Raw genomic sequence first — 12,503 nt, 5'->3', positions numbered from 1 at the left:
TATCCCCAGACTATAAAGCCGTGGGGAATTATGCGAATTAGTTTAAATACAACCTCAAAACCAAGTAGAGATATTGCATCTAAACATCAACTTATTTTATACTCAGCTATCAGCTTCTACCCTTGCCTCTGCATAAGTGCGAAAGCGATTCAAACTATTGGTAAGAGATGTTTCTACGGCTTTACCAATAAACAAACCATCCATGATTTTACCTATAATTCCAGGTATTGAATAAGCTACAGTTAGCTTAACAATACTGCTAGTCTTACGGTCATAAAAACGAATTGCCCCGCGATTGGGTAAACCATCTACAGATTCCCACTCAATAATTTGATTTGGTATCTGTTTGAGAATACGCGATCGCCAATTGAATTCCCAGCCACCAGTTCGTAAACTCCAAATAGATATCTCAGGATTATCTGGAGGAATTTTCACCGAATCAATCCAATTCATCCATTGTGGCATCTGTTCTAAATCCGACCACAGACTCCAAACTAAATCCATTGGAGCCTCTACTTCTACCTGTACACTATGTTCTAGCCAATCAGCCATGTGATTTTAAATTTGGGGTTTGAGGTTGTAAATTTTGAGAAATACTTACTTAGAGGCTGTTTATAAAATAATTATTAAAGCGTAGGGTGCGTAGGGTTCCTTGCGGCATCCAAGAAAAGCTTCAAGCGTAACGCACCAAATAATCGGTGCGTTACGGCTCAAAAAATCCGATGGACAACCCGAAGTATTTATTAAGCCGTAACACACCCTACTTAATATTTTATTAATAAACACCTTCCAGTTTTCTATTGTTTGACAGTCTCCAAAATCGCTTTCGCTGCTTGCCTTCCAGAAAGGGTAGCTCCCTCCATACTGTCGATATAATCTTGTTGGGTATAGCTTCCAGCCAAGAAAAAGTTGGCAATTGGTGTTTTTTGATTGGGACGATAAACATCCATTCCCGGTGCTTCACGATACAAAGATTGTGCTAATTTCACCACACTTGACCAAGTAACATTTAACTCTCGTGAGGAAGGAAACAACTCGTGTACTTGTTTGAGTGTATGCTGCACGATTTCTTCGTTGCTCTTTTTAATAAATGGATCACCTGGTGTGAGAACCATCTGCATCAGTGAACCCTCCCCTTCTCGATAATAATCTGCGGGGCTGGTTAATGCCATGTCAGCAAAGCAGGAAAAATCCGCATCTGCCGAATATAGCAAATTATCAATTCCGGCTGCATGTTCTAGCTGTTTGCGTTTTTCCCCATCTTGTAGTTCTGTCACCCAACCATCAAAGCGTAGCTGTACGGTTGCAACAGGGACTGCATCTAGCTTATAGATGTTGTCAAATTCTGACCACTTACGCCATTCTTGTGGAATTAAACGCTGAATTCCTGGTACATCGCAAGCAGCTACGTAAGCATCAGCAATAATATTTTCTTCGCTTTCACCATTGGCAACAACTATACCTGTGATGTTGGTGTTGCCGTCAGTTTCAGTATATTGAATCTGTCTGACTTGTCGGCGAGTGTAGATTTTAGTACCTCTATCTTCCAAGTACTTAATCAGGGGTTTATGTAAATATTCATCTGGTGAACCCTTCAACATCCGCAACTTTGAAGCTTCAGTCCTGACTGCGAATAGCTGAAAAATTGTCAGCATACAGCGGGCAGAAATATTTTCAGTATCAATAAAGCCCAGTGCTAAAGCAATGGGATCCCACATCCGGCGCAAGCTGCTATTATTACCACCGTGACTACGAAACCAATCTGCAAAGCTAATTTTATCTAGTTTACGGATGGTTTTCATTGCCCCTTCAAAGTCTACCAACCCTTGAACAACTGGGCTAGTACCTAGCGCTAGGGCATTTTGTAATTTATCTCTTGGGGAGAGTTGAGAAGTAGTAAAGAATGCCTTTAAACCATTAAAAGGTGCCCCTGTAATGAAACGGAAATCTAAAGCACCGGTTTTTCCACCCTTGTTGATAAAAGTGTGGGTATGTTGTTTTTCCAAGAGGTTGTCAAATGCCCCAACCTTCTTAAATAAATCAAACAGTTGGTAGTAGCAACCAAAAAAGACATGTAGTCCCATCTCCAGATGATTGCCATCTCCATCTACCCAGCTACCGACTTTTCCCCCAACAAATGGACGAGATTCAAAAATCTGGACTTCACAACCAGCATCTACCAAATCGACAGCGGTTGCTAGTCCAGCAAGTCCCGCTCCTACGATCGCAACACGCATTTTGTCTTCCTTGATCAGTTTTCCAATTTCTTTACAAATTGTAACTGGGTTAGTGCCGTAATTTGCGATGCTTTCATGAGAATCTGGGTTTGAATTTCAGGCAGGGGTTGTACCCCGGAGGTTTAGATGGCAGACTTGGTAACTTTTAACTGATTTTAGCTACTTCTCCTGATATGGGTAAACCTCGAATTAGTTCTCGAATCACGTCAGTAGCTGGTCTACCAGTTTCTTGACAATATTGTTCGAGTTTCTCAGCCTCCTGCACTGCTAAATTGACGGTAATACGTTTGACAGCCCACTTCTTATTGGTCATTTTGCTTTTAACTAACGATGATGTTTGAATTTAATTTGCGTAAATTTACTTAAAGTGACAGTATTAACAGTTTAATTCACTGCCGACTGTTAATCCTAACTTTTGCCTGTATGAAAAGTCTCGGTCTTGTCAAAGTATTTTTCATCTTTCAATAAAATATAAAATCCAATGCTTATTTGTTTTGGTTGTGACAGGAAAAATAGCGCACACTCTCAATCAGGGAAAACTCTATATTAGAAGGCTAATTAAATTTGATGTTGCTGGGATTTGGAAAATTAGTTGTCAATGTTACTGTAAAAAAATAACTATTTCATAAAATGACTATCTGTTGAGGTTTTTAAAGATTTTTCGATACCAAGTTCGCCAAATAGATGAGGTGAGAACATGTGCCATAAAACTTGGTAGTAAGGCATTACTATTTCAAGGTGTTTATGGGTTAGGCGATCGCATATTTCCTGTCCCAGTAGATATAGCATTTGACGAATCAATTCCCACTCTATCTTCAGGGTGGGATAAATCATCAGACATAGGGGGAATAGTTCTTGCTGAATAGCACTAACATCCCCTTCTAAAACTGCCAACCAGAGATAAATTTGAAACATCTCCACATCACGAATACTTGAAGCTTGGATTGCTGTTTCACTCAAAATACCGCTCTTGGAACGGTAATTAGGATAGAGTTCGGTGATTCTTTGAGTAATTGTTTTGGCAATTTCCGTACTAGCTGGTAATAGCTGTTGGACTGCTCCCAAAGCTTGAGAATTATAATCATGCTGTGCTGCTGCTTCGTAAGCTCGTTCCAGTGGCATATACAAATGGTCGTCAATTACCCTAAAATATGATTCCACTATTGGACGTTCTAAAGGAGAAAGCATTTGTAGTAATATTTTGCTTGTGTAGTGAAACTGCATACTTACAAAAGCAATGATTCTAGAATCTACTTTGGTATATTTTTTTCGCAGTGTCCCCACTTGAGAGCGAATAGCGGCAGTTAATTGAGTAGGTATAACTTGTTCGGTGTAGATGCCTAAAGCTTTTTGATACAGTGGTTCTCCTTCTCTGGCTAACCGCATAATCATTGACAATTGCCGTAGGGGTGCTTGTTGGTAGTAGATTTCTAAGGTTTTTTCATAAATTTTATAGCAATCAGATATTATTTCCCATGGCTCGATGAGTTGGGGATTAATATGATATCTCTCTACCTCTTTAATTAGCAAGATCTCGACTTGATTCCAAGCTTGAATACTAACTAACCGCAATGATGCCATTAGTTTTTCTTTTGTCTTTTCACGCCCTGTCGATGATATTAGTTCTTTGATATTATTCCCATCAGTTGTATCATCCCTGGATAAGGTTGGATCAATGTTGTGTAAGTATTTTTTACCCCATTCTAAAGCTAGTGGTTGACTTGCACTCTTACGTTGTATTCCAAGTTGTTTAAAGTTTCTCTTAACTAGTTCTTCCATAAATATTCATCATATTTGATTGAGATTATTGTGGATGTTTTCATAATCAGTTCGAGTGCTTTCTTATTCTATAGGATTTTTTTTCTGCTTAAAGGTATTTGCGGAATCTTTACTAAAACTATAAGTATTTAACTAAGTCTCTAGCTATTTCCCCTATCTTAAAATAAACTTCGATAATAAATATAAATTTCCTATATGTATTGCTAAGAAAATTATTTAGTATCTGATAAATTATCTGTTAAAACTAGATGAAGCAAAATTAAAAGTTTCATAATTAGTAAATATCATTATTTTTTTATTGATAAATGTCTTTACGAGTTATTTTGAATGTTATAAGCGACTTTTGCTGGTAGTGCTATGCTCTGTAACTGCGCTATTTGATTTCATGGTCAAAATTACTCATGCTGATTAGATAAATTAGTATAAATAATTTGACTAGTGATTTATTTTACGTATATATACTACTAGGAGACTATGGGCGAATTTTTCTTTACTCAAAACTAACTGGACTTGATATTATACACCTCGAATTCTAGTTCGTAATATTGCTTAATATTTATTTTCGCAAATCACCGAAGAGATAGAGGGGAAAGGAGCAGGATTTTAGATCCCAACTTGTTAAAGGTATTGGGGATCTAGAAGGTGCAAAGATGCTAGATTTGGAATTGAAGATTTGTATTCGAGAAGTCCCGCCAGTTTAAATCTATTTTTCCTGGTCATGGACTAGCAAATAGTAAAGACATTACGGCTGTTGCGATCGCATCGCATACTGTGCGATACAGGTGGTTGAGGAGAAAATGTGCTAATTGTTTTCCACAAAGCCACCATCTCTATATTGCGTGGAGGTTTTACCTAACCCAATGGTTCAAGCCATTTATGAAGAGGAGTTGAATCATGATTGCAACAAAAGCAAATCTCCCCCAGCTTACCCCCTACGGTGTACACACAAGTCTAAAAATCCTTATTCACATTGATTTTAAAAGCCCCTGCGCCAAGCGCACGCTACGCTACAGGCTGTAGCCCTACCCTTATAGGGTAAGGGCTAGTAGGACTTGTGTGTACACGGTAGCAGCTTACCACTGAGGAATATTTCACTTGGGAAGAAAAACAGCTAAACAAGCACATGGTTATCCCTCTGAGTGATGGAAAAACAGGGTTTCTGAAACCGAAGAGGTTCGATACCTAAAAAATATTAACTGTTTACTGCTCTCTCAAAACGCAAAATTTCTAAACTCAATTCCCCGTATACCCCTTCAATTTGCTGACGACAGCAATCTATGGCAAAGTCATTAAGTTCTTCCGCTTCAATATCGTACATATCTTGGAATATATCGGCTTGAACCCGACAAAATCGAGGACGCTGGTTATAGATTTTGCATTCACGGCTTTCGTGGTCAAAATTAATACACCATCCACCTTCCCCCACCATACTGAGATATTGCTGAAGTTCAGTTGGGGTAAGATATTCTTCTAAGTCAGGACGCTCTGCCGGATCGAGATTACAGCAGGCACCACATTGTTTTATACATTGCCAAGTAGCCATTTTTTACCTTTTGTGTATTTTTTCTTATAATTTTGTTAAGTAAATTAAAAATCACTGGCTGTTCCCAGATATCATTAAACTCTAGATTAGCGATCGCGTTATTTAATTTCTCTTAATTTCTTTAAGATTCAGTCGGAGGACATAAATGTTTGATGCCATAGCAAACATCAATTGGATTGTGGTTTTGCAGTTGACTTCTGTTGCTTTAATTGTGGTGGCTGGTCCAGCTGTGATTTTCTTGTTAGCTTTCCGGAATGGTGATTTGTAATTGATTCCTAAATTTAGTGTTTCAATTCCTTAAGTTGTTTCTGGGCTAAAAACTGAGAGCAGATAATGCTGTTTGAATAATTCCGTCATAGGGAGGTTGAGATATGTCAACCTCTTTGGCATTTTGGCGGTCTTTTCCTAGCAATCCGATTTTACTACCTAGGTGTACAGCTAAAACTACGGCTTGGGAGTTTCTGATTCTCAGTTCTTTAGTTGTATCACTTTGATAAATTTTACAGGTGTAATCGCGGTTTTGATATTGGAAGGGGATGGTTGAAAGCTTGGTTTCCCTGGTTAGGGATACATTTACCTGAGATGACAGCGGTAGTTTGACTCCCACAACTTCTAATTCGATGGTGGTGTTGCCATTAAATTCGTTTTCCCGCAGTTTGTAGGCAATATCTACGAGGGTAGGTAGGGGAAAGTAGTCGCGCCATCTCCAGGCGATCGCTTTAATGGTGTAACGCTGATTGTTTATAATCTGACTTAGGGTCATTTTGATGTGACCTTTGCCTACGGATGTTTGTTCGCTAACTCGTACATCCGCTGAGTAAAAGATTGGTGTGGAGTTTTCAATCCCACATGGTTCCAAGGTGCGAAGTTGTTGATAGAATTCTTGGTTAATTTGATCAAAGGTGGTTAAAGCATCGATTTTGAGGAGTGGCTTGAGGTGATGTAATTCCAGGTATTTATTAGCATACTCACTCAAACGCGATCGCATTTCTTCTAGGTTGTCGGCTGGGAAAGAAAAACCACCTGCTGCTCTATGTCCTCCGTATTTACCGAGGAGGTCATCACAGTATTCCAAAGCTTCAAATACATTAAATTCAGGGATTCCCCGCGCTGACCCGCGAATTTTTCCATCTCCTTCATCAGTCCCAATAAACACAGGAACCCCGTACCGTTCAACTAAGCGGGATGCCACAATGCCAATGACACCATGATGCCAATTTGGTTGTACCACCACCAACACTCGATGACGTTGTAGAGATGTAATATAGTAATTTTCCACGAATGCGATCGCATCTTTCTCAATCTGCTCACACATTTCCTGACGTTGACGGTTAATATCCTCGCATTGCATCGCCCTTTCTAAGGCAATCCCCATGTCATCGGTTGTTAATAATTCAATCACAACTTGAGGATCAGCGATTCTTCCCACCGCATTGATGCGGGGACCCAGGCGAAAACCGATATCATCAGGCTGGAGAGTTTTTTGATTAGATGAACTCCCCTTGCTCCCTGCTTCCCTTCCCTTGACTCCCGACATTTGAATCAAAGCTTGAATTCCCGCTAACTGAGATTTGGGTAACTGCTGCAATCCCCGTTTTACCCAGCGACGATTCACCCCAGTTAAAGGTGCTAAATCGGCAATTGTTCCCAAAGTAAAAAGCTCTAACAAAGGTTTCAAGATGCCAGAATTAGCTTGTCCCAACTGCTGCGCCAAGGAAACCGCTAAAATATAGGCAACCCCCACCCCCGCAACACCTCGATATGGGGAAGCTTCATCAATTAATTTGGGGTTAAGAATTGCATTTGCTGGCGGCAATCTTTGGGGAATATCATGGTGATCGGTAATAATTACCTTTAAATCTAATTCTCTGGCTCTGGCAACAGGTTCAAAAGCCGAAATTCCATTATCAACCGTCAGAACTAACCCGACACCTTCAGAGTGAAACTCTTCAATAATCCGACAATTGATACCATAACCTTCATGCATCCGACTGGGAATAGCATAATCAACCTTAGCACCCAACCACCGCAAAGCACGCAACAACAGAGCGGTACTTGTCATCCCATCAGCATCATAATCACCACAGATAGCGATTTTCTCACCAGATGCGATCGCATTCTCCAACAACTCCACACTCAGAGCCAAATCGGGAAAATCAACCATTGGTGAAGGTAACACCAAAGACTCAGGTTCAATAAATATTTTCGCAGTTTCCAAAGATTCCAAACCACGATTCACCAACAACTGAGCAATCGTTGGTGATAAACCATAAATCTCACTTAACAATTCAGTTAAATCTGGCTTTTGCGGGTAAATATACCAACGTTGATTTGGTAACTTCCGATTGTGTGTAACTGTAGAAAATTGACTCACCAGTAAAAACTCTAAATTTCCGACTTACTTAGACTTCTATTCCTCCCAACATTATGATGGGTGTGTAGCCGGAATTAAACATTCTCACCACGCACCCGTAACAAAGATTAATCTAAAACTACAAACTAAACCTCATCCACCAAGAAAAGTGGAGTTTTTTCATTGCGTAGCTTGCATCTTTTTAAGGTAGACACGAAGTGGCTCCACTCCTGCGGAGAAGCAAGCTACGAAGAATAGCAATCTCATAATTTTGATTTAAAACTACACCTATCAAAATAGACAAGGTTGAAAATCACAAAATACTTACCAAACCATCATCTCGCAAATACACCGAGCGATCGCCTGGTGGATACCAATTTGGACGCAACTCCACCCGTAATGTAGCTAAATTCGGTTTAGATACCGTTGCCTTTAAAGCCAAACCTGTCTCATCCCAAAATAGTAAAGACATATTTGGTTCCGTTGCCTGAGTTTGCTGAAATTTGACAACTTTTCCAGGTTGAATTGTGATGGATTCGGTGCTTTGAGGCTTCTGTATTGTCAACACCCTTGGTGTTCTATTCACTACTTCAACTTTTACCAATTGTCCTGGTTTAAATTGCAATGGAGGAGTCCCACATTTAGACGCGCAAGTTTTCGCTAACGTCATGTTTGGGTTATCTATGACAGCAAATAAGGAGGCTGTGGCGATTAAAGTGGCAGATACTAACTTCAACATTATTTCGGCTGGGGTATTTGTTCAAAAATATGTAAGTTTTAATACCTCAGCTTAACATCGACTTCAGGAGATGTAACCGTATATTCTACCCCTTGCGAAGTGGGTATTGACTCACCGCTATTCCCGGTACCTATGATGCTACTTAATAGGAATATAAAATCAATCCCACAATCTTCTCCCCTCTTTAACCTTCAATCTTTGATGAGTATCTGCTAATAAAGCGGGAATGCCCAAGTTTTCCGGACATCTAGGTAAACATTCACCACATTCTGTACATTTGTTTGCCTTCATTCCAGGAAACCAATGTCCAGCATTTTCAAACATGGCATAACGATACTTTCCATAATCGTTCATATTGTAAGCAATACTGAGATTTCTTAAGCGTAAAACTTCGGGGATATTGATGTTTTCGGGACAGGGTAAGCAAGCATAACATTGACTACATTGTTCAGTATTTAAAGCTTCCTTAGATGTATTTTCTAGGTTTTTAAAAACTATTTTTTCTAATTCTGATAGTTGAGTAATATTATCTGCTACTTGCAAAGGTAATTCTAATTCTTCAGGATTCGCAGCACCCAAACTAAGAGTTGTAATTCTAGAATCACTGAGTAAAAAACGATAATTTAATTCCAAGGGTGTGAAAGGTTCGCATAGTTTTTCCAGCTTTTCTGGTGGTGTATATAGCTTGCCTCCTTTATCTGCGGGAGAAATAATGAATATACCCATGTCTTTTTCAAAAGCAAGCTGAATTGCTGTTGCATGACGTTGGAAGAAGTAATAGTAATGAAGATTAATAAATTCAAAAAAATCTGTATTGATGGCAGCTAAAATTAATTCTAGAGAACCATGGGTAGAAAAACCTACATGTTTAATCCTGCCATCTGCAACGGCTTCCCACACAGCTTGCATACAGCCGTTTTTTGCTTTTACCCACTCTAGATGTTCCCAAGTATTTAAGCCGTGAATTCCTAAACAATCTAGATAATTTAGGTTGAGTTTTAGCAGAGACTCGTCAATGTAGCGACGCATCGTATCTGCATCTGGTGTTGGTGGTATTTTGGTTGTGATGTGGATGCTGCTTCGGGTAGTGGCTTTTGATAAACTAGACATTACTTGGTTAGGCTTATCAAGGATAGTAACTAATGCCTTTCCCAAATACTCTTCACTTTCACCATAACCTCTAGCTGTTTCCAGATGGTTTATACCTGATGCTAAAGCCGCTGTGACAGTTTGTAGAGCATTTTCTGGTGAACTTAAGTAGCGCATGGTTCCCAAGGAAAACACAGAGAGATTTAGATTTGTTTTGCCGAAGCGTCGGTATTCCATCAACAGTTATCAGTTATCAGATTGAATTTAGGGTAGCCGAAATTTTATTGGTTATCAGTTCCAAAAGCTTACTATGTTGCTGATTAATTTGAGCAGTTATCTATTAGCTGAATACTAATAAAATAGGAGCTAATAACCACTGATAAGCTCAACATTTTGATCATTTTTAGTATATACCTTGCTGTTGCACTTTATTTTAATCCATATTCGTCAAATTATAGCTGGAGCCATTTTTGTTAGGACATTTACCTGTTCCCTGTTCTCTTTTAGACAAATCAAATATTTATGTCCTAACCGAGATGTCCGCTACTATATCAGAACAGAGTTTTGGCAGGTTTAAAATCTTCCGGAGGCAGTTGCCGCTGGAGAGATTTCCGGGAAAGCTGCCACCGAGGCTAAGGTATCGAAAACAAGGGCAGCGGTAGATTTATCAAATAAATAAGTAGAGTTAAGCTATGATTTACTAACTATCACTGCTGAAACGCTTAATCAAATCTTCTGGTCTGAGGTCGGAAAGGAATTCACGGAAGGCTTCTTGTTCAGCTTCATCAGCATCTCTATCTACAGGGATTGATGCATCAGCGACTACCTCTTCCATGACCCAAATAGGTGTATTTGTACGGAGAGCAATAGCGATCGCATCACTGGGACGAGCATCTATTTCCTGTTTTACTTCGCCTTGCTGTACAATTAGGACGGCATAAAATGTATCCTTTTGAAGGGAATGAATGATCACCTTTTCTAAGGTCATGTTCCAAGCTGTAAACATATTCACAATTAGATCGTGAGTTAGAGGTCTTGGGGGTTTTTGATTTTCTAATGCCCCCATAATTGCCCTTGCTTGTTCTTGACCAATGTAAATAGGCAACGCACGGCGGTCGGTACTATCCTTTAAGAGTACAATGGGACTACGAGTCATAGCATCTAAGGCAATGCCCGCTACTTTCATTTCAATCATTGGCGAAGCCTCTACATCCTTTGAGAGTTATGGAGAACATGTAGCAAATCAGACTATTCTGGGGTTTGTTATGGGACTAAGGAAAACATAGATTTTTGTTTTTGATAATTGTCTCTATTAAACTCCTTATTGATGAGGTACACCAGAGTAGTTCAAATCGATTAGTTTTGACAATAATCTACTAAATCAAGTATGACTCGGATTGGTGATTTGTGTGGTGTTCTTTGGATGAGTACATCAAGTTAGAAGTAATACACAGATTCGTTTGTGGAGAATACGACAATTAGCAGTTGATTAATGACGATATTCAGCGATAAATCAAGTTAAATTTACTAAATAGCCGTGTTTACAGGATTAATTCAAGCATTAGGAAATATCAAACCTTTGGATGGTGATTCTTGGGAGATTACATGCATCAATAAATCGGCAGATGTAATTCTACAAGATATAGCCTATGGAGACAGCATAGCAGTTGATGGCATTTGCCTGACGGTAGATCGGATTTTGGATGACGGATTTATCGCCACGGCTTCGCCAGAAACGGTACGTCGGACGATTCTGGGTCGGGAATCAAGTCACCAGCGAATTGTGAATTTAGAAGCGTCACTGCGGGTGGGAAGCAAAATTGGTGGTCATTTTGTCATGGGACATGTGGATGGAATTGGACAATTACTAACATCGACAAAAACAGCCACGTCATGGGAAATGACCTTCACAGCACCAGATGCGATCGCACGTTACATTGTCCCCAAGGGTAGCATTGCCATCAACGGCGTTAGTCTGACTGTAGCCGAATATTACCCAGAAACCAGGCAGTTTAAAACGGCAGTTATCCCCATCACCTATACTGATACCAACCTCCAGTATCTCAGTTCCGGCAGTTGGGTTAACCTCGAAGGTGATATTTTAGGTAAGTATGTGGAAAAGTTCGTGACTGGCAATAGCCCTCATCAGATAGCGGAAAATGGCGATACTATGGGGATTAATCCCGCGTTTTTAGCAGAAAATGGGTATTTGTAGGAATGGTAAAAATAGTTGATCGCCTTTTATTTGTACGTAGAGTACCAATTTTTCAAGAACTACGAGATGATTTCATTGTCAGATTAGCATCTGTGATGGATGAAGTCATGGTTCCGGCAAATCACCTGATATTCCGTCACGGTGAAGAAGGGCGATCACTTTTTATTGTAGTTACTGGTCAGATTCAAATTCATTTGGGAAATAAAGAATTGGCTATAGTTTCCCAAGGAGAATATTTTGGAGAAATGTCTGTATTCGATGCTCAACCCCGTTCTGCTAGTGCTACATCCTTGGAACCTTCTCAGTGCTTAGAGTTGACACAGGAACAACTTTATGAAGCAATTGAAGAAACCCCAGAAATTGCTGTGAATATTATTCGAGTTTTGTCACGCCGAATTCGTGAGCAAAACGAGCAGAATTCTTAGAGATTGTTTATAAAGTAAATCCTAGAGCAATTTTCAGGTAGATAGACCACACGTAGAGACCTAGACAAGGTTTTGGTATTTATGTGTGGTTCAAATAGATTAAAATTGCTGTAACCTGCTATT

Annotated in this window: 12 protein-coding genes; 3 read left to right on the top strand and 9 right to left on the bottom strand. The window is 39.6% G+C overall.

The window, feature by feature from the left end; genetic code table 11:
* Positions 1-102 precede the first annotated feature (102 nt).
* From CAL6303_RS24670 to CAL6303_RS24650, 5 genes are all read right to left on the bottom strand, one after another.
* Complete coding sequence (locus tag CAL6303_RS24670; RefSeq protein WP_015200560.1) at positions 103-552, bottom strand: SRPBCC family protein; 450 nt, start codon at positions 550-552, stop codon at positions 103-105.
* A 245-nt stretch (positions 553-797) separates the two neighbouring features.
* Positions 798-2,237, bottom strand: coding sequence for a 9,9'-di-cis-zeta-carotene desaturase (gene zds, locus CAL6303_RS24665; protein ID WP_015200559.1), 1,440 nt, complete (start codon positions 2,235-2,237; stop codon positions 798-800).
* Positions 2,238-2,382: 145 nt separating this feature from the next.
* Positions 2,383-2,550, bottom strand: coding sequence for a hypothetical protein (locus CAL6303_RS24660; RefSeq protein WP_015200558.1), 168 nt, complete (start codon positions 2,548-2,550; stop codon positions 2,383-2,385).
* Positions 2,551-2,855: 305 nt separating this feature from the next.
* Positions 2,856-4,016, bottom strand: a complete 1,161-nt coding sequence (locus CAL6303_RS24655) for a hypothetical protein (protein ID WP_015200557.1) — start codon at positions 4,014-4,016, stop codon at positions 2,856-2,858.
* 1,192 nt (positions 4,017-5,208) lie between these two features.
* Entirely contained in the window at positions 5,209-5,559 is a 351-nt protein-coding gene (locus CAL6303_RS24650) for a YkgJ family cysteine cluster protein (protein ID WP_015200556.1), read from the bottom strand.
* A gap of 145 nt (positions 5,560-5,704) precedes the next feature.
* On the opposite strand from CAL6303_RS24650, the gene psb30 reads away from it, so the two are divergent.
* Positions 5,705-5,827 (top strand): photosystem II reaction center protein Ycf12/Psb30, encoded by a 123-nt coding sequence (psb30, locus tag CAL6303_RS24645; RefSeq protein ID WP_015200555.1) that lies wholly within the window; start codon positions 5,705-5,707, stop codon positions 5,825-5,827.
* A gap of 45 nt (positions 5,828-5,872) precedes the next feature.
* Here psb30 and recJ read toward each other — a convergent pair whose 3' ends face one another.
* From recJ to CAL6303_RS24625, 4 genes are all read right to left on the bottom strand, one after another.
* Positions 5,873-7,936 carry a single-stranded-DNA-specific exonuclease RecJ gene (recJ, locus tag CAL6303_RS24640; protein WP_144051079.1) on the bottom strand — a complete coding sequence of 688 codons (2,064 nt, stop codon included), beginning with the start codon at positions 7,934-7,936 and terminating at the stop codon, positions 5,873-5,875.
* 289 nt (positions 7,937-8,225) lie between these two features.
* Positions 8,226-8,651: a hypothetical protein gene (locus CAL6303_RS24635; protein WP_015200553.1), complete on the bottom strand. Its 426-nt coding sequence runs from the start codon at positions 8,649-8,651 to the stop codon at positions 8,226-8,228.
* Between the two features lie 159 nt (positions 8,652-8,810).
* Positions 8,811-9,977 (bottom strand): aldo/keto reductase, encoded by a 1,167-nt coding sequence (locus CAL6303_RS24630; protein WP_015200552.1) that lies wholly within the window; start codon positions 9,975-9,977, stop codon positions 8,811-8,813.
* Between the two features lie 463 nt (positions 9,978-10,440).
* Positions 10,441-10,935: a bifunctional nuclease family protein gene (locus CAL6303_RS24625; protein WP_015200551.1), complete on the bottom strand. Its 495-nt coding sequence runs from the start codon at positions 10,933-10,935 to the stop codon at positions 10,441-10,443.
* 342 nt (positions 10,936-11,277) lie between these two features.
* Between CAL6303_RS24625 and CAL6303_RS24620 the strand changes: the two genes are divergently transcribed.
* Positions 11,278-11,955, top strand: coding sequence for a riboflavin synthase (locus CAL6303_RS24620; RefSeq protein WP_015200550.1), 678 nt, complete (start codon positions 11,278-11,280; stop codon positions 11,953-11,955).
* Positions 11,956-11,957: 2 nt separating this feature from the next.
* The gene (locus tag CAL6303_RS24615) at positions 11,958-12,380 is read left to right on the top strand and encodes a Crp/Fnr family transcriptional regulator (RefSeq protein ID WP_015200549.1); all 423 of its coding nucleotides are present in this window, start codon (positions 11,958-11,960) and stop codon (positions 12,378-12,380) included.
* Positions 12,381-12,503 lie beyond the last annotated feature (123 nt).

It is taken from the genome of Calothrix sp. PCC 6303, assembly GCF_000317435.1.
Classification (GTDB): domain Bacteria; phylum Cyanobacteriota; class Cyanobacteriia; order Cyanobacteriales; family Nostocaceae; genus PCC-6303.
This window is presented reverse-complemented; position numbering and strand designations above follow the sequence as displayed.